This is a genomic window from uncultured Porphyromonas sp., from assembly GCF_905372525.1.
Classification (GTDB): domain Bacteria; phylum Bacteroidota; class Bacteroidia; order Bacteroidales; family Porphyromonadaceae; genus Porphyromonas.
In genome coordinates, this window is record NZ_CAJPPN010000017.1 from 21,016 (window position 1) to 47,120 (window position 26,105).

Consider the following 26,105-nt stretch of genomic DNA (forward strand, 5'->3'; position numbering starts at 1 on the left):
GCTAGAAGCGGTAGGTAGCGGAGAGGATGAGGTTGCGAGGGGCTCCGGGGAAGGAGCGTAGACGGTCGTAGCCCGAGATGTAGTAGCGCTTGTCGAGGGCGTTATCGAGGTTCAGCTGGAGCTGTACGGCACGGATCTTATAGTAGAGTGCGAGGTTCAGGAGGGCATAGCCTGGGTAGCTGATGACGTTCGCACGCTTGGCGACCTGACCGAGACGCTCCGAGACGCCATTGATCCCGAAGCCGAGGCCGAGCCCACGCAGTGCCCCCGTGGGGACGATGACCTTCGTCCATAGGTTGGCAGAGTGCTTGGGGGTACTTGGACGCTGGAGGTTGAGGTCACGGGTGGAGGCTGGTGCCTTGGTGATCTCGGCCTCGTTGTAGGCATAGCTGGCCATTACGCTCCAGTAGGGGAGGATAGTGCCTGCTACGTCGAGTTCGATACCTCGGGAGCGCTCCTCTCCGATGGGTATCATCAGGTCAGGCTGTCCGGAGACCCCTGCGTTGTAGAGGGTATTGCGCTGGCGTAGGTCGAAGATAGCAGCTGTGACACTGAGTCGTCCATGGAGGTACTCGCCCTTGGCTCCGACCTCCCAGAGCTCACTCTGTACGGGGGCAAAGGGCCCACCCGTAGCGGGGTTGCTCTGTACGGCGACACTCTGGGGCTCGAAGCCTCGTATCCAGGTGCCATAGAGGTTGGTCGTCGGCAGGACGCTGTAGACGAGACCGACACGAGGGGTGAAGGCCTGCTGGTGGGTCTTGGTCTCCGCACCCGAGGCGAGCTTGGTCACGTCGGTGAACCACTCCAGACGAGCCCCGAGGAGGAGCTGGAGCTTCCACCACGAGAGCTGCTCCTGGAGGTAGATCCCCTGGGAGTACTGTGTGGAGGGGAGCATCGCCTTGGAGGTGTAGAGATACTTGGTGATGTCCTGATAGCGGTTGCCATCGTTGGTGTTGAGGTCAAAGGCCGGGACGTTGGTCCGTGGGTTCCCATCCTTGTCGAGGAGGTAATTACTACTCTTCGTCGGGTCGAAGTCCTTGGCGGTACGTCCGTTCTTCAGTAGGTAGCCCCCGGCTTCGATATATGAGGAGGTGGGGAGGAGATCGGTGGCGAAGTAGTCGTAGCCTAGGAGGAGCTTGTGACGGACGGCTCCTGTCTCCACATCCCAGGTCAGGTAGTTGTTGAAGCTGTGGTTGCGGAACTGGCGGATACGCTGCGTAACACGCATCAAGACCTTGGTTGGGTCGAGTGAGCCATCGGCCTTCTTGACGAAAGCATTGTCCTGGGAGTGCTCCAGCATATCCTCGTCGTAGGAGGAGTAGAGGTAGGTGCTATTGAAGAGCAGTCCCGGGGTGATCTGGTGGGAGAGGCTGAGGGTGAGATTGACCTTCTGCTCCTTGAGGTAGTCGTTGGCTGCGGACTGGGTGGCAGAGATTGGGCGAGAGAAGAGATCCCCGTCCCCGAAGACGGCTACTCCACGGTCTATCTTGCCTAGGCTACGGTCATAGACGAGGTCCATCCCTAGTCGGGTCTGCTCGGAGAGCAGGTAGGAGAAGGAGGGAGCGACGATATAGGTCGTGACCCCCTGTAGATCACGGAAGCTGTCAGAGCTCTCGTAGCCGAGGTTGAGGCGGTAGAGCAGGGTCTTCTTCTTCTCGTCTAGCGGGCCCGTGAGGTCGGTATAGGCACGCGTGGTGCTGAAGCTCCCAGTGGTGAGGGTCACGGAGCGTCGGGCGACGTCGAGGGGTTTCTTGGTCACTCGGTTGATCACCCCACCCGGGGCGGCATTGCCGAAGAGTGCTGAGGCCGGCCCCTTGATCACCTCCACACGCTCTACGTTGGCGAGCGAGGACTGACGCCAGAGGCTGGTCTGGGAGCGCATGCCGTTGACGAGGTTGCCCGAATTCCGATTGCCCGTAGCACGGAAGCCTCGGATGGAGAAGTCGTTGTAGAAGGAGTACTGGTTCACACCACTGATATTCTTCACGACGTCATTGACGGTCGTGGCTGCTTGGTCTAGGACGAGCTCCTTGGTGACGTAGCCGATGGACTGAGGGACGTTACGTAGCGCAGTCGCCGTCTTGGTCCCTGCGAAGGAGAGCGTATTCTTGTAGGTCTGCTCACGACGCCCGACGACATCTACTGCGGGGAGGATACTCTCCCGCTCGGTGAGGACAAAGTCCTCGTGCTGGTGGCTATCCTTATTCCTCCCGTCTAGCCCGAAGATGATCAGTCGTTCCTGAGGCTCATAGCCTGCGCCGTGTACCCTCAGGAGGTACTTCCCCTGAGGTATCCCTGTCAGGTGGTAGAAGCCCCCTCGGCCACTCACTGCCTGTAGGGGTGTATCCTGGAGTCGTATGAGGACGCCAGAGAGGGGGACGCCGTTGGCGTCGGTGAGCTGTCCACGTAGGTCGTAGTATTGGCTCTGTGGGGCTTGGTGCCCACGACCCTCGGAGCCGTATCCAGAGGCATCCTCTGCCCGCCCTTGTCGCAGGCTATCTGCAGGGTTCTGAGCCACCGTATCTACACTCATCGCCAGGGCGACGAGGTATAGGGATAGGGAAAGTCGTAAAAGCTTCATCTAGTGTATATAATTTTGAGTAAGGATGGTGTCCCCTAGGGACGTAGCACCCACTCCTTAGGGTGCTGATACCAATTCGTAATCACACCCGAGGGGTGGAAGCAATCTGTAGGCTCGCCCTCGGGGGAAAAGCGGTGCAAAAATATAACAAGCTCTCCATCTAGCTCTATATCAGACTCATTATACCTATATGTGGGGATGCCTAATGCCTCGCCCCCGTACCCTCTCAGTGGTAAGGGGGACTCTCCTCCCAAGCTAACTATATATAAAAGGTAGGAGGTAGGGCGGGGTAGCCGACTAGCCAGCTCGTCGTCATCGAGTCGCTGTACCTACGCCCCCTCTGTGATAGGAGATGGACTCCCCTCCTAAGCTAGCTATATATAAAGGTAGGAGATAGGATTGGGTCGCCGACTAAGGGGGTGAGGGGGTGAGGCACTTACCTACCCCCCCCTGCGTACCTCCTAGAGTAGGGGGAAGAGCTCCTATCGTATACACTCTTGTGTACACGCAGGTATACAAGAGTGTACACGCGTATATACAGTAGTGTACATGCGTGTACACAGTAGCCCTCTCGGTAAGCCCGTCGTATGGGGGGAGAGTATCCCTTCGTAGGCCTCGTAGAGGCAGTGGATGGGAGGAGATAGGGGTACGGAATTAGCTCCCTGCGACTCGGGGATAAGGAGGGGCTCAAGCTACCCCTATATCCTATGATCCTCTATCCCCATATCCGATTACTCCACCTGTGGGCGATGTGCTGTCGGATACGGCTGTACTAAGGAATACGGCGGGGGTGCGGGTTAATAGCGTTAATTTACCTAACTTTGCGCCCGATTAAGAAGGATTATATCAGTAACTCAATTTAAGATAATGCTACAGCCAATTAGCAAGACCATCACACTGCTCGATGGGAGAGAGATCATCCTAGAGACAGGCAAGCTTGCCAAGCAAGCCGACGGTGCGGTAGAGCTCCGTATGGGTAATACCGTCCTGCTCGCTACCGTCTGCGCCGCTAAGGATGCCAACCCCGGAGTAGACTTCATGCCCCTACAAGTAGAGTACAAGGAGAAGTATGCCTCCTTTGGCCGCTTCCCCGGTGGCTTCACCCGTCGTGAGGGCAAGGCCTCGGACTACGAGATCCTGACCTGCCGCCTCGTAGACCGTGCCCTACGTCCACTCTTCCCCGACGACTACCATGCCGAGGTCTTCGTCAATGTCCTCCTCCTCTCCACCGATGGTGTCGATATGCCCGACGCCCTAGCTGGTCTTGCCGCTTCGGCTGCCCTAGCTGTCTCTGATATTCCCTTCAATGGTCCTATCAGTGAGGTACGTGTAGCACGTGTCGATGGTGAGTTCGTCATCAACCCCACCTTCGAGCAGCTCAAGAGAGCAGACATCGAGCTGATGGTCGGCGCTACCCTAGACAACATCATGATGGTCGAGGGAGAGATGCAGGAGGTACAGGAGAGCGAGATGCTCGAAGCCATCAAGTTCGCCCACGAGGCTATCAAGGAACAGTGCCGAGCACAGCTGGAGCTCTCCGAGGCTGTGGGCAAGCTCGTCAAGCGTACCTACTGCCACGAGGAGAACGACGAGGAGCTCCGCAAGGACGTCCACGAGGCCTGCTATGCCAAGGCCTATGCTGTAGCTACCTCGGGCACAGACAAGCATGCCCGTGCCGAGGCCTTCGAGGCTATCGTAGAGGAGTACAAGGCGAAGTACACCGAGGAGGAGCTCGAGACGAAGGCTCCACTCATCGCCCGCTACTACCACGATGTAGAGAAGGAGGCTATGCGCCGTGCTATCCTCGACGAGGGGAAGCGTCTGGATGGACGTAAGACCACAGAGATCCGTCCTATCTGGATCGAGACCGACTACCTCCCAGGGCCCCACGGCTCAGCGGTCTTCACCCGTGGTGAGACACAGTCCCTGACGACCGTTACCCTCGGGACGAAGAGCGATGAGAAGCTCGTCGATGACGTCCTAAACTACGGCAAGGAGCGTTTCCTCCTCCACTACAACTTCCCTCCCTTCTCTACCGGTGAAGCTCGCCCACAGCGTGGTGTCGGTCGTCGTGAGATCGGTCATGGTAACCTCGCCCACCGTGCTCTGAAGCGTATGCTCCCCGCAGACTACCCCTATGTGATCCGTGTAGTCTCCGACATCCTCGAGTCCAACGGATCCTCCTCAATGGCTACGGTCTGTGCCGGTACCCTCGCCCTACGTGACGCTGGGGTGCCCATCGCTAAGCCCGTCTCGGGAATCGCTATGGGACTTATCTCTGAGAACAAGGGGACGAACTACGCAATCCTCTCTGATATCCTCGGTGATGAAGACCACCTAGGGGACATGGACTTCAAGGTCACAGGTACAGCAGACGGGATCACCGCTACCCAGATGGACATCAAGGTCGATGGTCTTAGCTATGAGATCCTAGAGCGTGCTCTTGCTCAGGCTCGTGAGGGACGCCTACATATCCTAGGCAAGATCCTAGAGGCTCAGCCAGAGACTCGTGATGACCTCAAGCCACACGCTCCACGTATCGTCACCCTACGTATCGGTAAGGAATTCATCGGTGCTGTCATCGGCCCTGGTGGCAAGATCATCCAAGGTATGCAGGAGAAGAGCGGTGCCTCTATCAGCATCGAGGAAGTCGATGGCGTTGGAGTCGTCGAGATCAGCGCCTCCAACAAGGATGCTATCGATGCCGCAGTGGGCATGATCAAGGGCATCGTCGCTATGCCTGAGGTCGGTGAGGTCTACTCAGGTAAGATCTCTTCGGTTATGCCTTATGGTTGCTTCGTAGAGTTCCTCCCAGGTAAGGATGGTCTCCTACACATCTCGGAGATCGACTGGAAGCGTTACGAGAAGATCGAAGACACGGGTCTACAGGAAGGCCAGCAGATCGAGGTCAAGCTCATCGACATCGATGCTAAGACGGGTAAGTTCAAGCTCAGCCGTCGTGCCCTCCTCCCCAAGCCTGAGGGCTACAAGGAGCCCGAGCGTCGCCCCCGCCCTGAGCGTGGCGAGCGTCGTCCCCGATAGCACTCCACTATAAGTATACGGGGTAGCCTCTACCCCTCTATCCCCTGAGTCGCCGTAGACCCAAGTAGCTCGCCCCAGAGAGGGCTGAGCCTCGGGTCTACGGCGACCTCTTTGTATGGGGCACTATGGAGGCGCATCTATTCGAAGGTTTGATCTACCCCGTCTCCTACTGTAGTTCACGCCTAAGGTGCCATCTATGAGCTACTTCCCCCAGCTGGGAGAGGAGGTCGATCGGACGAAAGGGCGGACATAGCCCTCTAGGGTAGGCTATCTCAGTGATTTACCTTACCTTTGCGTAATAAATAATCAATTCACTAAATTGAACTATTATGGCAACTGACAAAGAACGGTTATTGAGTGAATTCCCTGCCATTAGCACACAGGAATGGAAGGATAAGATCATAGCCGACTTGAAGGGAGCAGACTTCGACCGCAAGCTCGTCTGGCGTACCAACGAAGGGTTTAACGTAAACCCCTACTACCGCCGTGAAGACCTCGAAGGACTCTCTACACCTAATGTAATGCCTGGTGAGTACCCGTACGTGCGCTCCACACGCATGGACAACGAGTGGCTCATCCGCCAAGACATCCACGTCCTCGATCCTAAGGAGGCCAATGCCAAGGCTCTGGACATCCTCAACAAGGGGGTGACCTCGCTCGGCTTCAAGCTAAGCCGTGACCAGGTGAACAAGGAGACCCTAGCCATCCTCCTCAAGGACATCATGCCCGAAGCTGTCGAACTGAACTTCGCCTGCTGTATCTCTGTCGCCAGCAAGCTCGCTGGGGCTCTGGCAGAGTACCTCACAGAAGTAGGCGCAAACGTCCAGGAGTGCAAGGGCTCGATCAACTTTGATCCCTTCAAGCGACAGCTCGTCAAGGGGATCTCCAATCCCAAGTGGGTCACCATGTGCACCGAGGTGCTGGAGGCTATCCGCCCTCTGCCTGCCTTCCGTGTCCTCACGGTGAATGCCCTGAACATCAGCAACGCTGGTGCCTATATCTATCAGGAGCTCGGCTACGCTCTGGCCTGGGGCGCTGAGCTGCTCGACAAGCTCGGTGATGCCGGCTACTCGATCGAGGAGCTGACCTCCCGTATCAAGTTCGTCTTCGGTGTCGGATCCAACTACTTCATGGAGCTCGCTAAGTTCCGTGCCGCACGCTGGCTCTGGGCTGAGATCGTAGGTGCCTATGGCGACCAGTATAAGGGAGAGGCAGCCAAGATCCACATGCACGCTGTCACCTCCACCTGGAACAAGACCATCTATGATGCGCACGTGAACCTCCTTCGTACACAGACCGAAGCGATGTCCGCTACGCTAGGTGGTGTTGATTCGCTTACCGTACAGCCCTTCGACGTTACTTATCAGGAGTCGGATAACTTCTCTGAGCGTATCGCACGCAATCAGCAGCTCCTGCTCAAGGAAGAGTCTCACTTCGACAAGGTCATCGACCCTGCCGCAGGCTCCTACTACGTAGAGCACCTAACGAACGCTATCGCTGGTGAGGCTTGGAAGCTCTTCCTCGCCGTCGACGAAGAGGGTGGCTTCGCTGCTGCTGCCGAGGCTGGCTCGGTGCAGAAGGCCGTCAATGCAAGCAACACCAAGCGTCACGCTGCCGTAGCTGCACGTAAGGAAATCTTCCTCGGGACGAACCAGTTCCCTAACTTCACCGAGACCGCCTCACAGAAGGTACACGCTGAAGAGAAGGGTGGTCACAGCTGTGGCTGTGGTACTCCAACCATCGAAGCCCTATGCTTCGACCGTGGTGCCTCTGAGTTCGAGGCGCTCCGTCTCTCTACCGAACGTAGTGGCAAGGAGGTCAAGGTCTTCATGCTCACCATCGGTAACCTAGCGATGCGTCTCGCCCGCTCTCAGTTCTCTAGTAACTTCTTCGCTTGTGCTGGCTACAAGATCCAGGATAACCTGGGCTTCGCTACCGTACAGGAGGGGGTAGATGCAGGGCTAGCAGCCGGCGCCTCGATCATCGTCCTTTGCTCGAGCGATGACGAGTACGCAGAGTATGCCCCCGAGGCCTACAAGTACCTCGCTGGTCGTGCAGAGTTCGTCGTAGCTGGTGCTCCTGCTTGCATGGAGGATCTCAAGGCCGTCGGCATCGAGAACTACATCAACGTCAAGAGCAACGTCCTCGAAACGCTCCGCCAGTTTAACCAAAAGCTCGGTATTAACTAATAGGTAAGGAGACGAAAGAAATGAAACCACAATTCAAGAACATAGATATTAAGTCTGCAGGCTTCGCTCATACCTGTCCCGTCAAGTGGGCTGAAGAGCAGAAGAACGACGCTGTATGGCGTACGGCTGAGCAGATCCTCGTCAAGCCCGTCTACACCGCTCATGACCTAGAGGGCATGGAGCACCTAGACTATGCTTCGGGTATTCCTCCTTACCTGCGTGGTCCATATAGCGGTATGTACGCTATGCGTCCCTGGACGATCCGTCAGTACGCAGGCTTCTCTACCGCTGAGGAATCCAATGCCTTCTATCGCCGTAACCTTGCCTCTGGGCAGAAGGGGCTCTCCGTGGCCTTTGACCTGGCTACCCACCGTGGCTACGACGCTGACCACCCACGTGTAGTCGGGGACGTCGGTAAGGCTGGGGTATCTATCTGCTCCCTAGAGGACATGAAGGTACTCTTCGATGGTATCCCCCTCAACAAGATGTCTGTCTCGATGACGATGAACGGAGCCGTACTCCCCGTAATGGCTTTCTACATCAACGCAGGGCTAGAGCAGGGCGCCAAGCTCGATGAGATGGCGGGTACGATCCAGAACGACATCCTCAAGGAATTCATGGTGCGTAATACCTATATCTACCCACCCGAATTCTCGATGCGTATCATCGCTGACATCTTCGAGTACACGTCGCAGAACATGCCTAAGTTCAACTCGATCTCTATCTCTGGCTACCACATGCAGGAGGCTGGGGCTACGGCAGACATCGAGATGGCTTACACGCTGGCAGACGGTCTGGAGTACCTCAAGGCTGGTATCGCAGCTGGTATCCCTGTCGATAAGTTCGCACCACGTCTCTCCTTCTTCTGGGCGATCGGTATGAACCACTTCATGGAGATCGCTAAGATGCGTGCTGCTCGCTGTCTGTGGGCTAAGATCGTGAACCAGTTCCACCCCGAGAACCCCAAGAGCCTTGCTCTGCGTACGCACAGCCAGACCTCTGGATGGTCACTCACGGAGCAGGATCCCTTCAACAACGTCGGTCGTACGTGTATCGAAGCTATGGGTGCAGCCCTCGGGCACACGCAGTCGCTCCACACCAACGCCCTCGACGAAGCGATCGCTCTACCTACGGACTTCTCCGCTCGTATCGCTCGTAACACGCAGATCTACATCCAGGAGGAAACTCTTATCTGTAAGGAGATCGACCCTTGGGCAGGTTCATACTACGTAGAGAGCCTGACCAACGAACTCATGCACAAGGCTTGGGAGCACATCAAGGAAGTAGAGAGCATGGGCGGTATGGCTAAGGCGATCGAGACGGGTCTACCTAAGATGCGTATCGAAGAGGCTGCAGCTCGTACTCAGGCTCGTATCGACTCTCGTCAGCAGGTCATCGTGGGGATCAACAAGTATCGCCTCGAGAAGGAAGATCCTATCGACATCCTCGAAATCGATAACACTGCAGTACGTGAGCAGCAGATCGCTCGGCTCAACGACCTCCGTAAGAACCGTGATGAGGCTGCCGTCAAGAAGGCTCTCGAGGCGATCACTCACTGCGTAGAGACCAAGGAAGGTAACCTCCTAGACCTCGCTGTCAAGGCAGCCGCTCTGCGTGCTTCGCTCGGTGAAATCTCCGATGCTTGTGAGAAGATCGTAGGTCGTTATAAAGCAATCATTAGAACAATCTCAGGCGTGTACTCATCTGAATCAGGCGAAGACAAGGACTTCGTCCGTGCTAAGGCTCTTGCGAAGAAGTTCGCAGAGCGTGAAGGTCGTCAGCCCCGTATCATGATCGCTAAGATGGGTCAGGACGGGCATGACCGTGGTGCGAAGGTCGTAGCTACGGGCTACGCAGACTGTGGCTTCGACGTCGATATGGGTCCTCTCTTCCAGACACCAGAGGAGTCTGCACGTCAGGCGGTAGAGAACGACGTACACGTCATGGGTGTTTCTTCCCTCGCTGCAGGGCACAAGACACTCATTCCTCAGGTCATCGAGGAGCTGAAGAAGCTTGGCCGTCCAGACATCCTTGTCACGGCAGGAGGTGTGATCCCAGCACAGGACTATGAGTTCCTCTACAACGCTGGTGTCGCAGCTATCTTCGGCCCTGGTACACCAGTCGCCTACTCCGCTGCTAAGGTCCTCGAGATCCTCCTCGGCGAAGAAGCATAATGCGTGCCCCTGACGGGTACTCTATATGCCCGTCTTGAAGTATAGAGCGAGCCCTATCCCAACCGGGATAAGGCTCGCTCATTTTATAGAGCTTGCCCATTTTATAGGGTACGCTTACCTCTGCGCTAGGGTATGCTTATCTCTGCGCTAGGGTATGCTTGCCTTGAGGGGAGGCACTTACTGTCTACGGTGTACGCTTACGACTATCGATTGGGAAGGCTATGTACTCAGCTTTATTCTGGGGGAGATACAGACTAGAGGGTATTTAGGGGTTAAGAGAGACTCAGGGGGTACTCCGAACTCTTTGGCGGAGTAGGGACAGCCTATTTGCTCATATGAAAGGTTTTTCGTTACTTTGCACCGCAAAAGCAACGTAGGGTTCCTTGGCCGAGTGGTTAGGCACCGGTCTGCAAAACCGTTTACGGCGGTTCGATTCCGCCAGGAACCTCGATAGAAGCTCCGAAGGTCTTAAGATAAGGCCTTCGGAGCTTTCTCTTTGTCGTAGGAGTGTAAAGCGACCCGATATAGAGGTTTTCTCTATTCGGTAGCCTCGGCGGTGCTAGTGGGCATAAGGTATCCTACGGACGCTCCATCCCCTCCGTCTGTCAGTGGAGCACCTATACTACGTATGCTTGTCCCCCCCAATTATATGTGCAAGAGCCCTGCGCCCTCTATAGCTCCTCCAGTCCTATACCCTCCTATATATGACTAGCCTCCTTACCTTGCGGTGATAGGAGTGGGCTAACTATGTCAAAAGAGTCCTTCGTGACTTAGTGCCCTCCTTAGGCGGGAGGCGAGTAGGGAAGGGTAAGGTGAGTGGGATGAAAAGTAGTGTCTATGGGACGAGTAGATAGTACTCAGAGGCCAAGGGGCTTAATACGTAAATTTAATGTAACTTTGCCCCCGCATTTTACTCCTATTGAGGCTCCTCCCTCTAGGGGGTAAGGTTGCCAAAGAGAACGATATAGTCAGGTTATTAGAACTTATTTGTACAGAAACTAGATGAGCAACTACGTTGGGAATCTTATCCCCCACACCTTCTTCGTGACCAAGGGGAGCGGAGAGTCTGACCTCGAGCTCCATGCTGGATCCTACCACATGGCGCTCTATGATGCTGGGATCTCGGACTTCAACATCATGGTCTACTCCTCGGTCCTACCTGCCACCGCCCACTTGGCTACAATGGATGAGATAGACCTTCCCCCCTTCGGCTCTGAGCTCAAGACGATCATGTCAGTCTCGCACGGACAGCAGGATGAGTTCGTCTCTGCTGGGATCGTCTATGCGTGGATGTATGCGGATGAGAACTTCGACAAGAAGATCGGAGGACTCGTCTGTGAGGTCAGTGGTCGCTATCGTATCGAAGAGCTCGAGTCTCGCTTGATCCGTGTGATCAACGACCTACACCAGAAGACCTATTCGCAGTACTTCCTTGGTGAGCTCAACTTCGTGACCGAGGGGATTACGATCGAGAAGCGCTACGGTACAGCTCTCGCAGGGCTATGCTTCGTAGACTTTCAGCTCCCCGAGGTAGAGCCACTGGAGCGTCACACCTTCTAGGTTAGGCTGGATAAGCCCTCTCCTAGCTACATAGACGAGAGACCGCAAGAGGAAGCCCATCAGGCTCCCTCTTGCGGTCTCTCTCTTTTCTCTGGCTTTACGTCTCCCATCTTCATACAGTGAGCCTGGGGGCATACCCTCTTTGCTCTAGTGAGGAGCTGCTAGCGGGGGAATAGATCAAGTCTGATTGAGGAGGAGACGGTATAAAATCAAGAGAGGCTACAACTCTCGGGGTCTCCACCGTCGGCCTTGACGGAGAGGGGTGTTGGTATAAAATCAAGAGAGGCCACAACCTAATAAGGGGTGTAGCCTCTCTTCATCTCTGTTTGTCTCATCTTAATCATACAGGGTAGCGAGAGGGGGACTTGAACCCCCGACCTTCGGATTATGAATCCGACGCTCTAACCAGCTGAGCTATCTCGCCGCCTTCTTGCTAAAAGCACTGCAAAGGTAGTATAAATATTTTGTCTACGCAAGACACTACGAGACGAAGCCTCGAATATCTGTTGTATCCCCGGGGGGCACCAAGGAAAGTATCCCCCTAAGACTCCTATATGAGCCGTACTAGGATCTGGCGATTGCCAACCTTTACTCTCCATAGAGTGTACTCCTTAGGTGTGGGGTGGTAGAGCTCCCGAGTATAGCTCCTGAAGGCAATTCTGTCACCCTTTACACCTCTTTCGGAGACAGGGCTCCTCAGTCCCTCGGGGAAGCTTTAGGCCTTTCCCCATGGCGGACGAGATGGGGGAATAGCTTTGGTAGACCCATTATTAGGGGCATCTCATACCCCCCGAGACGAACATACCGAGAGCGCACCTGCGCTCCTATAAGGAACGCCCTCATCACCTATGTAAGGTGATGAGGGCGTTCTTACCGAGAGCGTCTCGGGGCTCTAAGTATGTTCGTTGGAGGCCTCTCGGTGCGTTTGATACAGAGTACGCTACGTGGGGCGAAACTTCGCTCAGAGAGGGGAGCTAGGGGACGTATGGTCTACCCTCCTAATAGGTGGGGGGAACCCTTCGCTCTCCGTACTGGGCTAGAAGCGGTATTGTAGCCCAAGAAGTGCAACGAGGGGCTGCTGGTGATAGCCCCACCAACGTGTCTGGCTACCCAGTAGGAGGGCACGAGCCTCTGCGGTGAGACTTAGAGACTTCGTCAGACTAAGTGCGAGGTCGGCATGCAGTAGGTGCGAGGCCTTGAGCTTTGTACTCTTCCCACTGAGGTCGTAGTAGCGGACAGCCCCTGTTAGGTCGTAGCCGATACGAAGGTCCACCTTGGGGATAAAGCTCAGTTCGGCTAGGGCTCGGATCTTGTACTCGGCCTTACCCGAGAGGAGGTCGGTTGGGTCAAGGTACTTCATGTATTCTCCCCCAAGCGAGGCTCGGAAGAGTCCACGATGATTGTACATCAGATCTGCCCCTAGAGCCAGCTCCCCATAGTCGGCATAGTACGGTGTGAAGGAGATGGGAGATAAGACCTGCACAGCAGAGACACCTAGGCTAGAGCCGTTGTAGGCGAAGGGACGAAACTGAGCAGCCCCCCTATGTCCAGCATATCGGGCAGATAGTACAGCCGATAGACGCTCTGCGATGGTCGTCGTCAGCGAGAGCTTAGCCCAGTAGATACGCTCTAGGAGGTCGGGGAAGGTATAGGCATCTAGGTAGGGCATCACCTGACTCATATCACCTAGCCCGAGGCGACGATGCTCGGCATCGGTCTCCAGACGGAGCTGTATGTAGGGGGTATAGGTCAGGGAGGCATCTATACGGGGAAAGAGGTAGAGGTGTGCCCCCTTGCGGTCGCTACCATTGCTCAGACGTAGTCCACCGAGGAACCTCCAAGAGAAGTCGTCGTTCGTATCGTCAGCTAGGAAGTAAGGGGCAGCGGAGAGGATCATGCGGTTGGTCGAGATCGCCTGCTCCTGCGTTAGCCCTGAGACGAGCGAGGGGAAGCTGAGGATGGATAGGGAGAGGTCACCCTGTACTCCCCAGCGTGTGGTACTGCTGAGGCGGTTGGATAGGTCTAGAGAGAGCTTGGGTAGCCACTCTGTGGGCTTTGGCTCGGCACGCCATACCCCATCGGCATACTTTGTCCCAGCATAGCCTAGACGGAAGCGGGCATCGTAGAGCCACTCCGCTGTAGGGTCATCGGCAAGTGCTAGGCGAGCATCTAGGTCAAAGAGTCCCGTCGAGAGCTTGGTGATAGGGAGCTGAGTCAGCACGGTCGAGCTGGTCTGTCCCGTCGTGACGGTGGAGAGCCCATAGTAGTTGTGCCCGAGCTGTCGCCAGCCTAGACGGATCTCTAGTGTAGGATCCTCGAAGTGATGGCGGTAGTAGGCACCTAAGCCCCAGGCAAGCTCCTTGGCCTTGGGCTGGACGAGGAGGTCATTGCTTATAGGATTGTCGCCCCAGTAGAGACGTCCGTAGACGTCGAATAGGTCATCCTTGGTGGAGATGATACGATAGCCTGCTCCAGCACGGAGGTTCATACTGATCCCCCCTGCTAACGTGAGGTAGCCACGCTGATCGGCACGTGTGAACCCACCCTTCATCGGGCCAAGGGCTGAGAGCGGTTCGATAGATGGTGTTAGGGCAAAGGGGATAGGGGTATCCTGATAGCTGTAGCGCAGAGGCGTGAGCGTGGGGGCGGGGATCGAGTAGGCTAGGTCCTGAGGCTGACGTGTACCTAGGACGACAGCATCCTCGGTCATGACCGTGAGCTCACGACGGAGGGTATCGGCACGGCGTGGCTGCGTACTCTGAGCCAGTAGAGCCTCACCCATCGCAAGGGTTACGAGTAGGAGTACGAGGCTAGGTCGGACAATGAGCTTATTCATAATCTTACTTGTCTTACTTGGAATAGGTGTCGAGGCGCTCGGAGATCATCTGCTTGATATCCTCCTCCGTGCCCTTGTAATTAGCTTGCAGACTCTCTACATACTGCTTGGCGACATAGGTATCTCCCATGCGGTGGTAGCAGTCAGCTAGTAGGAGGAAGGCACGGGCAAGCCAATACTGCTGGCTCGTACCCTTGGCGATGAAGCTATCGAGCTCCTTCTTGGCCTCCTTAGGCTTGTTGGTCTGTAGCAGTAGGCTTGCATGGCGGACGTAGCCCTCTGCTCCAGAGGGGCTGTCGGTGCTCTTGAGTAGAGGTTCGTAGGCCTTGAGAGCAGCAGCCGTGGCGCCAGAGGCCTCCTCGCTCTTAGCGATGAGTAGCTGTAGCTCCTCACGGGAGGAGGCGGAGAGATCACTACGGCCAAGTAGGGTGCTCGCCGTGGCCTTGGCACGGCGGTAGTCCTTCTGCTCGTAGGCTACCTGAGATAGACGGACACCATAGCGGATATGTTGCGGAGCCTCGAGTCCCTCGATGGCATAGAGCTTAGCCCAGCAGTCAAGCTGCTTGGCAGACTCCCCAGACTGCTTGTAGAGCTCGGTGAGTGCCTCTAGGGCAGGGATGCGTAGGTCTAGGGAGCGTGTGGGAGAGGAGAGCGTGGTATAGAGAGCTATAGCCTCGTGCCTACGGTCGGTGGAGCTGTAGACGCCAGCCAGTAGGAGCTGTGCACGTGGAGTCTCACGGCTATTGGGGTAGACGCGGATGAAGTTCTCGAGGTCGGATGCTGCAGAGAGCTTGTCCTTCTTGTAGCGACTCTCTAGGGACAGGAACTGCAGGTGTGCACGCTCTTCCTCGGAGGGAGATAGGCGGTTGCCAAGTGTGGAGGCATAGGCAGCGTATTCGTCTACCTTGTCGAGGTCGATGTAGATGTTCCTCAGGTCAGAGAGTGCCGAGCGAGCCTCGTCACTGTCGGGATAGCGAGCGATCAGCGACTTGTAGGCAGCGATGGCCTGGTCGTGCTTGCCACTATTGTAGGCGAGCATGGCGCGCTCCATAGAGGCGAGTCGGGCATACTGCGAGTCGGGGTATTTCTCGATGAGCTGTAGGAGGGGAGCCTCGGCCTGCTCCATAGGAGCCTTGCTGAGAATGAGGGCACGTCCCTTGTTGTAGAGAGCCTGAGGGACGTAGGTCGAGCTCTTGTGTGTCTTGAGGAGCTGATCAAGTGCCTCGGTCTGCTTGGCATACTGTCCCCAGTCCCCATAGATCTCAGCTATGCGATAGACCGCCTCATCGCTTCCCTCTGGCGCAAGTTCGTTGGCTCGGCGGTAGAGCGCAAGTGCTTCAGCCTTCTTCTTCTGAATGAGTAGGCAGTCCCCCATGCGGCTTAGGGCATCTACACGGCGAGCGACTTCCTCACGAGGAGCCTTGTTGGTGTAGCTGTCGAAGGCCTGATAGGCACTACCATACTGCTTGGTATTGTATCGGGCATAGCCCTGGATATAGTAGGCTAGGGGGATGGTACTGCTCTGTGCTATACTCTTGGTAGCGTCCGCCTCCGCCTGAGCGAAGTTCTCTCGCTCCAGGTGTGTGATGGCACGTAGGAGATAGGCCTGAGCGGTATAGGCTGTGGTACCCCCTGTCTCGATAGCACGGGTGAGGTACTTCTCTGACTCGGGGTACTTCTTCTGGGTCAGAGCATTCTCCCCGAGGCGAAGGAGGATGTACTGCTTGGCTTCCTTGAGCTCGCTGGTATTGACAGTGAGGCGCTCTAGGGTGGCCAGTGACTGGGCATAGTCCTTTGTCGTGAGGAAGATATCCTTCATCAGGCGCAGGATCTCGGGGCGGTACTTAGAGCTTGGGAAGGTCGTGATGAACTGCTCTGCCATACGGATGGTCTTCCCGAAATTGGACCGCTGCGTCTGGTCATTCAGTAGGATGGCATTGTAGAGTGCATATTCACGTACCTGCTCTGCCGCTGCGAGGTGCTCCCCTGCGGCGCTGTAGGCTAGGGCAGCCTCATTGTTGTTCTTTAGCTTGAGCTGCGTATTCCCTAGTAGGAATAGGCTCTGAGCACCGATCGCCTCCTTGCTACCCGCTGCTACGCTGAGAGGAGATACAGCCTGCTGGTATTGTCCGAGGGTGTAGAGCGATGTCCCGAGGGCATAGGACTCCTCCGTCAGAGGGATGTAGTCATCCATATCCTGTAGGGGCTGGAGGAGGCGTACGGCTTCAGCATAGTTACCCTGTCTGAAGTAGGTCTGACCGATGAGGCTCCTGAGGGCAGGACGCTCAGCCATAGCTGGGTAGGTGCGGTTTAGCTCGGCAGCACGTGCAAGTGCCTGCTCAGGGGTGCTGGAGGAGAAGGCTAGGAGGGCTGACTGATAGGCAGCCTCGGGGGCGAGCTCGGGCGAGTAACGTTGGTCGCTGAAGAGTCTCTGCGCCCTCGGTAGGTCTCCCTTAGCCCAGGCCACGGAGCCGAGGTAGAGGAGGGCTTGCTCGCCGACGATCGAGGTATCCTGTGTGGCATTCTCTAGGAGTACCTGGGCCTCGTCCAGGAGCGGCTGTCTGCGCTGGTCTCGTAGGTAGAGGTAGCCGAGGGCTAGGTCGTGCTGAGCTGCTTCGTGTGGAGGCAGGAGCTTCGTATCCCCCTTGAGCAGCTGGTCTTCGGCTAGTGGGTATAGCCCTTGGTCAAGATAGATGAGCCCAAGCAAGAGCTGGGCAGAGGGACGATCGAGGTCAAGGGGATGCTCCTTGAGGTAGCGGTTGAGTACCTCCTCGGGGCTTCGCTCCTCCGTCATGATCCGAGCGATAGCCTCACGATAGGCGGTGTGCTCGGTGAGCATGGGTAGCTGAGGAAGTCTGGGGAGGTCGTGCTGATAGCCAAGGTAGTTGTGCCCTGCGAAGGCGATCTGTAGCTCTGTGAGCCTTGCCCGCTCAGGGTGCGGATCAGAGATCTGTGCCGATAGGCTCTGTAGGCAGAGCGAGGCGCACCCTACGACGAGGATGAGGCGTCGGATATTCTTCTTTGTCGTCATACGGATCTTCGGATGTACGTGGGCTCGGTGCGGATCGCTAGACCTTCGGTAGATATCGCCTCTGAGTGAGTCGTCCTATCCCCCTGTGGGGGCGATGATGCACCGAGTGAGATGAGAGTACTTAGAGGGTGAGCGTCATCCCTTCGCGAGCAGCGAGCGTACGAGGGAAGACAGCCTGCGCCTCCCTGAGTAGGGGCGCAGGGTCTGGGTAGCGGGCGGAGTAGTGCCCGATGAGGAGCTGCCGTACCTCGGCTTCTCGTGCGATGAGAGCTGCTTGCTCGGCAGTGCTATGCCCTGTCTCTCGGGCACGTGCGGAGCGATCCTGTAGGAAGGTCGCTTCGTGATAGAGTAGGTCTACATGCCTGACGAGAGGGACGAGACTAGGGGTGTAGGCAGTGTCGGAGCAGTAGGCATAGCTACGAGCAGGCTGACCAGCTGCGGTGAGGCGACTATTGGGGATGATCGTCCCCTCCTCGGTCTCGTAGTCCTTACCCTCGCGGAGCATCGGGTAGTAGCTCCTCGGTACTCCGTAGAAGTCGCAGGAGGCCCGGTCAATATGGCGCATCGTCACCCGCTCCTCTAGCCGGTAGCCTATACAGGGTAGTCCATGCCTCAGAGGTAGGGTAGTGACGAGTACAGAGCGATCCTCGTAGGCGACGACGGGCGTCCTATCCTCGAGGGTATGGATCTCGATCTCGTAGGTGAGGTACTGCCTATTCTGCTCGATGAAGGGAGCGAGGAAGGCCTCGATCCCCTTAGGCCCGTAGATGGGGAGTGCTCTCCTGCGTCCCAGCAGACCTAGCGTGGAGAGAAGCCCCGGTAGGCCGAAGCAATGATCCCCATGTAGGTGAGAGATGAAGATCGCTACGAGCCGACCGAAGTCCAAGTGCTGCAGACGTAGCTGTCGCTGAGCACCCTCCCCGCAGTCGATCATGAAGAGCTTGTCCCGCAGCTCTACGACCTGCGAGGTAGGGTAGTGCGCTACGGTCGGTAGGGCAGACCCACAGCCTAGGATATGTACCTTGAAGTCACTCATCGTATGGTGGCGATGGCCTTACTTGAAGAAGGCTCGGTAGATGTCGTTCCCATTGGCGTAGAGCATCAGCGCCATCAGCAGGACAAGGCCTACGGTCTGGATATAGGTCATCGCCTTGTCGCTAAGTGGCTTCCTACGGATCATCTCGATGATGATGAATAGGATATGTCCCCCATCAAGTGCTGGGATCGGGAGGATATTCATCACCGCAAGGATGATCGAGAGGAAGGCCGTGATCGACCAGAAGCTCTGCCAATCGAAGCTTGAGGGGAAGAGCTTGCCCATCGTGCCTAGACCACCCATCTGCCGAGCCCCTTCCTTGGTGAAGATGTACTTCAGCCCACTGATATAGCTCGAGGTCGTCTGTACAGCTCGGTCGATACCAGCTGGTACGGCAGAGAGGATGTTGTAGCTCACGTGCTCTATGGGATAGAGGTGCTCTGCACTCTGTAGCAGTACCCCTATGTTGCCGAGGGAGTCGAGCTGTACCCTCTGTGCTATCGGGCTGCCGGAGCGGTCGATGAGGAGCTGTACCTCATGTCCCTTCCTTGCTTGTAGTGCCTGCTGTACCTCGGCGATGTCCGAGCAGACTAGGCTATCCACACCGATGATGTGGTCGCCATGCTGTAGTAGTCCCTTGGCTGGACTCGTAGGCATCACAGAGTCGATGACGAAGGGTAGACGCAGTGCGCCGAAGCCTTCCTCGGCCTTCAGTAGTCGGGTCATCATATCCTCGGGGATAGGGATCACTCGCTCCTCTGTCCCACGACGTACAGTGACACTCTTGGCCTTGATCAGGGAGGAGATGAAGCGAGAGTCAAGGACATTAGGTGACACCCGGTCATCGACACGTAGGATCACGTCTCCGTCCTCGAAGCCTACGGACTTCGCCGTCTCAGAGAAGGTCATCCCTGCTGTTACTCGATCGCTGGGCAGTACCTTGTTCCCCCAGACGAGTATGATGCCTGTGTAGATGATGAAGGCTAGGATCACGTTGAAGAGCACACCACCAGCCATGATCATGAGGCGAGCGAAGGCACTCTTGCTGCGAAATTCATCTGGCTTAGGCTCACTCTTCATTGTATCGGTATCCATGGACTCATCAATCATCCCTGCTATCTTGCAGTAGCCCCCGAGAGGGAGCCAACCGATACCATAGGTCGTACCGCTACGCTTGGAGGTCCACTTGCAGAGTGAGAACCAAGGGTTAAAGAAGAGGTAGAACTTCTCCACTCGTGCTCCGAAGAAGCGAGCCATCGAGTAGTGCCCCAGCTCGTGTATAAAGACGAGGATCGAGAGGGAGAAGAGAAGCTGAAGTATACGAATCGTTATATCCATTGCTTTGTCGGTAGGGGGAATTCTAATGTCTTGATAGCCACTCTGTGCTGTGCCTACGCACCTCTAGGTCTATCCCCTCTAGGCTCTCTAGGTCGTAGTGCGGAGTGGTGGTATGGATGGCGAGTGCATGCTCTATCAGCTCACTCATTCGCCTAAAGCCTATACGCCCCTCTAAGAACGCCGCTACGGCGATCTCATTGGCTGCATTGAGCACACAGGGTGCTGTCCCTCCTCGGTGGATCGCCTCATAGGCCAGTCCCAGGTTGGGGAACGTCTCCATATCGGGGCGCTCAAAGGTGAAGCTCTGCTGGGTGAAGTCTAGGCGAGGGTAGCTATTGGCTACACGCTCTGTTAGGCCTAAAGCATAGCTAATCGGTAGGCGCATATCTGGCTGACCGAGCTGTGCCTTGATCGAGCCGTCATGGAACTGCACCATCGAGTGAATGATACTCTGTGGATGTACGAGGATCTCTATATCCTCGGGGCTAACGTCGAAGAGCCAACGAGCCTCGATCATCTCGAGTCCCTTGTTCATGAGCGAGGCTGAGTCGATCGTCACCTTGGCTCCCATGACCCAGTTGGGGTGTCGTAGGGCTTGCTCTACGGTGACTTGCTCGAGTTCTGTGGCGCTATAGCCACGAAAGGGGCCTCCAGAGGCCGTTAGTAGGATCTTCTCGACTGAGGACTCTGTACCTGTATCTTCTCCTACGAGACACTGGTAGATAGCCGAGTGCTCCGAGTCTACGGGGATGATACGTGCTTGATGAGCCTTCGCCTCTCGGATGATCAGCTCACCAGCGACGACGAGGGTCTCCTTGTTCGCCAGCGCAATGGTCTTACCTGCACGGATAGCAGCCATCGTAGGGCGTAGCCCTGCATAGCCGACCATAGCTGTCAGTACGATATCTATGTCGGGGTGCTGGACAGCCTCCTCGATAGCCGCACTACCAGCATAGACCTCTATCCCGAGGGGAGATAGGGCTGTGTGGACGGAGGTATATAGGCTTTCGTCTGCGATCATGACAGCCCGTGGATGGAACTCCCGAGCCTGTACGATCAGTAGGTCTACACTGCTACGTGCTACGAGAAGGGTAGCCTCGAACTCCTCTCTATGATCCCGGATGATGTCTAAGGCCTGCGTCCCGATAGAGCCCGTCGAGCCCAGCAGTGCGATACGCCTCTTTGGTTCTTTCACTAGGCTTCGGTGACTAGGTGAACGAGCGTCTCTACCGCACGACACATCGTGTCTAGTGAGGCATACTCATACTTGCCGTGGAAGTTCGCTCCACCGGTGAAGAGATTGGGGCAGGGTAGTCCCATATAGGAGAGACGTGCTCCGTCGGTCCCCCCTCGGATGGGAGAGATGAGAGGGGTGACCCCTGCCTGAGCCATTGCCTGCTTGGCACGCTCGATCATCTCGGCATGCGGTGCTACCTGATCGTACATATTATAGTAGCTATCCTTGATCTCTACCTGTATGACGGGGCGCTTGTAGGCGGCATTGATCTCGGCTGCAATCTGCTCGAGGTAGGTCTTTTTCTCCTCGAAGAGGCCTCGATCATGGTCACGGATGATGTACTCGGCCTCTGCATGCTCTACGTCCCCACTGAAGTGGGTCAAGTGGTAGAAGCCCTCATAGCCCTCCGTGAACTCGGGGCGTGCATAGTGGGGGAGTGAGGCATGTAGTAGGTAGATCACCTCGATGGCATTGACCAGCTTCCCCTTGGCATAGCCTGGGTGGATGCTACGCCCTGTAGCGACGACTTTGGCCGAGGCAGCGTTGAAGTTCTCATACTCCAGTTCGCCCTCTCGCCCTCCATCTACAGTGAAGGCGAAGTCCGCCCCGAACTTCTTTACATCGAAGTGATCTACACCAGCTCCGATCTCCTCATCGGGTGTGAAGCCGATGCAGATCTTGCCGTGTGGGAGCTCGGGGTGAGCCATGATATAGCGTACAGCCTCCATGATCTCAGCCACACCTGCCTTGTCGTCAGCTCCTAGGAGGGTCGTCCCATCCGTGGTGATGAGGGTATGCCCTAGTAGCTCCATGAGCTCAGGGAACTCCCGAACTGTGAGCTCAGCTGTCGTGCCTAGAGGGATAGCCTCACCTGCGTAGTCCTCGATGATCTGTGGACGTACATCCTGCCCAGAGAAGTCAGGGCTGGTGTCCACATGTGCGATCAGCCCTAGTGCAGGACGATCCTCATAGCCTGCCGTAGCAGGTATCTGTGCTAGGACATACCCCTTGGGCTCAAGGGTCACACAGGTGACCCCTAGCTCTAGGAGCTGGTCGTGTAGCAGGCGCAGTAGGGTGAGCTGCTTCTCTGTGGAGGGATAGCTGGTACTCTTGAGGTCGCTCTGGGTGTCGATCGCTACATAGCTGAGGAAGCGGTCGAGCAGGGACTGACGTACCTGATGGGCTATGGATGGTTGGTTCATTTCTTTGCTTCGTTATAGAGCTCTTCGTACCTCTTCTCTAGGCCTAGGCGGTAGTAGACGTTGCCCAGCAGATCTCTCACTTGGTCAGGGGAACGCTTGTAGGCGGCCTCTAGGTGGGGGAGTGACTGACGGAAGTATTCCTTGGCCTTGTGCTCATCGAGCTTGGTGCTGAGGGGCTTGGATAGGAGGGTCACTGCATTGTTGTAGTAGACCTGCCCGAGGTTGAAGAGGGCATCGTAGTTGTCTGGGCTGAGCTGGAGCACCTGCTTGTAGATCTCGGTAGCTCGTGCCCAGTCCTGTGCTAGGAAGTAGACATTACCTCGTAGCACTAGGAGGTTGGGGTTTGTGGGGGCGACCTTCAGGGCTCGGTCAATGAGGGCGACAGCCTTGTCGTACTCCTTGCGTGCCTGATGGATGGAGATCATCGTCCCGAAGAAGAAGGAGGTCTCTGGGAAGAGCTCTGCCCCACGCTCTAGGATGGGCATAGCACCTAGGGTGTCCCCCTCAGCTAGATAGCTACGTGCGACGAACTGGTAGACCTCGTTGCGGTTGGCAGCCCGATCCTTGTACCTGCTCAGTCGGATGACCTCGGGGTAGAGCTTGCCCGTGTAGGCAGAGACCAGAGCATAGTAGGTGAGGTTGGCTGTCGTGGAGTCAGCGGGCAGGTCTTGTTCGCCTAGGGGGAGGAGGATGTGCTGGGCACTAAGGGCTGCGGTGAAGGCATTGACTGCCTCCTGGTAGCTCTTGCGGTCAAGCCAGAAGAGTCCTGCGCTGTAGATCCTGTCCTTGTCCTCCTTCACGTAGTCTTGTACCTTCTTGAGGTACTTTAGGCTGATGCGTCCGGTCTTGTCGGGGGTACGCTCTAGGCTGTCGGTCTTCCGCCAACCATAGATCTCGGCCACGACGGAGCGGAACATGCTCGCTGTGTCTCCGGACACCCCTGGGGTGATGAGCTTACGATACTCAGCCTTGGATTTGTTGTGCTCGACGAGCCCCATGACATAGTAGGTATAGGGGTCGTTCTTCGTTTCCTCGTGTGCTGCAGCCTCTCGGAGTAGCCTATCGATCTCTGCGAAGTTGGGCTTTTCACTCTGTAGCAGGCGATCAGCGGCGCGTACATTGCTACGCTGTGCTACCCCACGATAGGAGGTGAGGAGGCAGAGCGTCGCGATGCAGGCAAGATACTTTCTCATATTGATCGTCTTGTCAAAAATTTATGCAGTGACAAAGATACGATATTGTAAAGGAATAGATATAAGTACGCCCCCACAGGAGGAGCAAACTCCTCATGCGGGGGCGAATGGATAGCCTCCCGTCCTCTAGGGGCGGGACGTAAAGGGCACTCGTCGAGCTAGAAGGTCATCCCGAGCTTGATGGAGAGGCCACTCATATTAGCCGTCGTGGTGGCATTGTTGAGGGTACCGATCTTGACAGACTGAGAGCCGTATCCGACGCTGAAGGTGTACTTCGTCACGGCTACCCCGAGTGCAGCCGAGAAGTATAGCCCGCTGAGCTGCGAGTTCGTCAGCCCTGCACTATAGCCGAGCTTGAGGTCGGCAAAGGGAGTGAAGTACTTTGTCCCAAGGGGGAGGATACCACGTCCGTGTGCATAGATGGGGAGAAGCCAGAAGCTCTTGCTATCGGGGGCATACTTCCATGTGGAGAAGTTGAGCCCGATGCCTGCACCGAGGTAGATGTGGCGATTGATATAGGCACCTACAGAGGGCAGGAGCTCTAGGCGCATATCCTTGCCGAAGCCCGTGATACCGAGCTCGGCATGAGCGGCTAGTAGAGGATAGCTACGGTCTAGGTAGACGATCTCGTGCTGCTGCTGGGGAGCCTTCTCGCGTGTGATGCGGTTGACCTCCTCTGCTGTGTAGGTGAAGATCGATCCGTCGCTGGTCTGGATCCTCACACGCTGGCCTGGGATCTGCTCTATGATTGTGCCATAGATGACGTTGCCATTCTTGAGGTGAACGGCCTCTACAGTCTTCTGGGCGAAGGTGAGCTGCACACAAGCGAAAAGCCCTAGGGCGAGGAGCAGTAATCTCTTCATTGTTGTTGTCTGGATGTTTAATCGTTTTTGTTCTATGCTTATCACTTCCCAGCTCACTCATCCTCAGGGGAAGGGGGAGCTTAGGAGAGTTCTGAGGGGCAAAGATAGTGACTTTCCCCTAATAAGGATGCCAGCGAGGGTGAGTGTACCTCCTCTTTGTCTCCTGGTATGGCTTCCAGAGTAGCCTAGGGGCGGTGTGGATGGGGAGCTCTCTTTCTGCTCTCTGGACAGAGGTTCTGGGAGGGTGGGGGAGGAGTGGCCGATATAGCTAGGAGTATAAAATAGGAGTATAAAAAGAGGAAACATCCTAAGATACTAACAAGTAATCTCAGAATGCCTCATCAAACAAATACACATCAAAACTATGGAAACCTTTTGTGGAGCGGAAGACGGGACTCGAACCCGCGACCCTAACCTTGGCAAGGTTATGCTCTACCAACTGAGCTACTTCCGCAGTATTTCAATCTTGCTCAGGGAGGCTTGCCTTTCCCTTTTGCACTGCAAAGGTAATGCAAGTTTTTGAACTGACCAAATACTTCTGAAAGTTATACCGGATTTCTTGCTAGATCTATTACCTAAGATGTGTGATAGTGAGACGAATAGCCTCACTGGAGAATTCGGTACTTCCGGGCTAGGTGGACGGCATTGCAGCACCCTTCCACAGCACTAGCTCGGCTCTCTAGTGCTCCGATCGGGGGCTATGAGAGGAGCCTTTGGGGGTGTCTGTCTGCATAGTGGGAGAGAGACGTGGGATGCACAGAGGGGCTCTCTACATATATATTAGTGTATCGAGAGCATTATCCTGACATCCTGAGTCAGCTATATAATAATGTATAGGAGCAGTGCCTGTATGTAGCTTGGGTGGTATGATGGGGGCTCAGAGGGTAGCCTATCGGAGGAGTGTAGGGGAGGCCCTCCTGAGTGTGAGGGAGTATCTTGCCTCGCTGGAGACCGTGCTTATCCGTCCTGCATCTCCTCTGAGGACGAGGGTACGCTCGAGAGAAGGGGACGGGTATACTTAGCCCTAGGAAAAGCAAAGATCCCAAGGCTATCCATATAGCCTTGGGATCAGGATGTTGTACAGAGGCTTTATCAGCCTCTCTGCTCTTCCTCTTGGACTTGAACCAAGGACCCTCTGATTAACAGTCAGATGCTCTAACCGACTGAGCTAAGGAAGAGTGTTCAAAGCGTCTTTTCGACACCGCAAAGGTAGTACAACTTCCTCACTCTTGCAATAGTCAGAGCAGATGATGGTACTCTTTTCTCGTTCTCTGTCCCCTGTCGCTTTATATTCTCCGCCTCCAGTGCCGCAGCCTAGAGGGGGGAGGTTGTCCCCCTCCCCTAGGAACGGAGGGGGGCGAGATCCACCCTACGTAACACGCTAGGTATCAGGCCTACCGAGAGGGCAAAAACGCTCATACCGAGAGCGCAAGTGCGCTCTCGGTATGAGCGCCTCCATCACCTTACATAGGTGATGGAGGCGCTCATTATATGTTCTATATCCCCCTTCTCGGTATGTCCTCTAGTGCCCCTCTCGATATATGGGATACAGAGTGTGTTAAGGGAAGGGGCTTGGTGCACTAGAGGGAGCCCTGTGCGGAGCGTCAATGAATGGGTAAGGATGAGTGACCGATCGGGGAGGGGGCGGGGCTCCCCAGGGCTGACGCATGAAATCACTATAGTGCGAGGGCAAGGTCGTGAAGGAGTATACGCCGAAGATAGAAGTATCCGTGTCCTAGGTGTAGAGATCCCCAGCGTATACCTCCTGCCTAGGAGGGATGAGTATACACGTGTGTACACAACTGTATACCCACGTGTACACA

General features: G+C 56.0%; 13 protein-coding genes and 4 tRNA genes. 5 read left to right on the forward strand and 12 right to left on the reverse strand.

The annotated features are described in order from the left end of the window. Position 1 precedes the first annotated feature (1 nt). Positions 2-2,581, reverse strand: coding sequence for a TonB-dependent receptor (locus tag QZ170_RS04595; RefSeq protein WP_297177822.1), 2,580 nt, complete (start codon positions 2,579-2,581; stop codon positions 2-4). Between the two features lie 867 nt (positions 2,582-3,448). On the opposite strand from QZ170_RS04595, the gene QZ170_RS04600 reads away from it, so the two are divergent. From QZ170_RS04600 to QZ170_RS04620, 5 genes are all read left to right on the forward strand, one after another. Next, the gene (locus tag QZ170_RS04600) at positions 3,449-5,623 is read left to right on the forward strand and encodes a polyribonucleotide nucleotidyltransferase (RefSeq protein WP_297177825.1); all 2,175 of its coding nucleotides are present in this window, start codon (positions 3,449-3,451) and stop codon (positions 5,621-5,623) included. A 329-nt stretch (positions 5,624-5,952) separates the two neighbouring features. After that, positions 5,953-7,812 (forward strand): methylmalonyl-CoA mutase small subunit, encoded by a 1,860-nt coding sequence (mutA, locus tag QZ170_RS04605; protein ID WP_297177829.1) that lies wholly within the window; start codon positions 5,953-5,955, stop codon positions 7,810-7,812. Between the two features lie 20 nt (positions 7,813-7,832). After that, positions 7,833-9,986: a methylmalonyl-CoA mutase gene (gene scpA, locus QZ170_RS04610; protein WP_297177832.1), complete on the forward strand. Its 2,154-nt coding sequence runs from the start codon at positions 7,833-7,835 to the stop codon at positions 9,984-9,986. A gap of 377 nt (positions 9,987-10,363) precedes the next feature. Next, positions 10,364-10,434 (forward strand) — tRNA-Cys (locus QZ170_RS04615). 554 nt (positions 10,435-10,988) lie between these two features. Beyond that, positions 10,989-11,546 carry a pyruvoyl-dependent arginine decarboxylase gene (locus QZ170_RS04620; RefSeq protein ID WP_297177835.1) on the forward strand — a complete coding sequence of 186 codons (558 nt, stop codon included), beginning with the start codon at positions 10,989-10,991 and terminating at the stop codon, positions 11,544-11,546. A 350-nt stretch (positions 11,547-11,896) separates the two neighbouring features. Here the strand turns inward: QZ170_RS04620 and QZ170_RS04625 are convergent. The 11 genes from QZ170_RS04625 to QZ170_RS04675 all read right to left on the reverse strand — a co-directional run bounded on the left by QZ170_RS04625 (position 11,897) and on the right by QZ170_RS04675 (position 25,460). Beyond that, a tRNA-Met gene (locus QZ170_RS04625) sits at positions 11,897-11,970 on the reverse strand. A 612-nt stretch (positions 11,971-12,582) separates the two neighbouring features. Continuing rightward, the gene (locus tag QZ170_RS04630; protein ID WP_297177837.1) at positions 12,583-14,382 is read right to left on the reverse strand and encodes a hypothetical protein; all 1,800 of its coding nucleotides are present in this window, start codon (positions 14,380-14,382) and stop codon (positions 12,583-12,585) included. A gap of 13 nt (positions 14,383-14,395) precedes the next feature. Then, positions 14,396-17,413 (reverse strand): tetratricopeptide repeat protein, encoded by a 3,018-nt coding sequence (locus QZ170_RS04635; protein WP_297177840.1) that lies wholly within the window; start codon positions 17,411-17,413, stop codon positions 14,396-14,398. Positions 17,414-17,534: 121 nt separating this feature from the next. Then, positions 17,535-18,449, reverse strand: coding sequence for a ribonuclease Z (locus QZ170_RS04640; RefSeq protein ID WP_297177843.1), 915 nt, complete (start codon positions 18,447-18,449; stop codon positions 17,535-17,537). Between the two features lie 18 nt (positions 18,450-18,467). Continuing rightward, positions 18,468-19,787, reverse strand: a complete 1,320-nt coding sequence (gene rseP, locus QZ170_RS04645; protein ID WP_297177846.1) for an RIP metalloprotease RseP — start codon at positions 19,785-19,787, stop codon at positions 18,468-18,470. Positions 19,788-19,809: 22 nt separating this feature from the next. Further along, the gene (locus tag QZ170_RS04650) at positions 19,810-20,982 is read right to left on the reverse strand and encodes a 1-deoxy-D-xylulose-5-phosphate reductoisomerase (RefSeq protein ID WP_297177849.1); all 1,173 of its coding nucleotides are present in this window, start codon (positions 20,980-20,982) and stop codon (positions 19,810-19,812) included. Then, positions 20,982-22,226, reverse strand: coding sequence for a peptidase T (gene pepT / locus QZ170_RS04655; protein ID WP_297177852.1), 1,245 nt, complete (start codon positions 22,224-22,226; stop codon positions 20,982-20,984). The genes QZ170_RS04650 and pepT overlap by 1 nt, the downstream gene beginning before the upstream one ends. Then, the gene (locus QZ170_RS04660; RefSeq protein ID WP_297177855.1) at positions 22,223-23,419 is read right to left on the reverse strand and encodes a tetratricopeptide repeat protein; all 1,197 of its coding nucleotides are present in this window, start codon (positions 23,417-23,419) and stop codon (positions 22,223-22,225) included. Before QZ170_RS04660 ends, pepT begins: the two co-directional genes overlap by 4 nt. A gap of 158 nt (positions 23,420-23,577) precedes the next feature. Continuing rightward, complete coding sequence (locus QZ170_RS04665; protein ID WP_297177858.1) at positions 23,578-24,282, reverse strand: hypothetical protein; 705 nt, start codon at positions 24,280-24,282, stop codon at positions 23,578-23,580. Between the two features lie 378 nt (positions 24,283-24,660). Further along, positions 24,661-24,736 (reverse strand) — tRNA-Gly (locus QZ170_RS04670). 650 nt (positions 24,737-25,386) lie between these two features. Further along, positions 25,387-25,460, reverse strand: a tRNA-Asn gene (locus tag QZ170_RS04675). Positions 25,461-26,105: the final 645 nt, after the last annotated feature.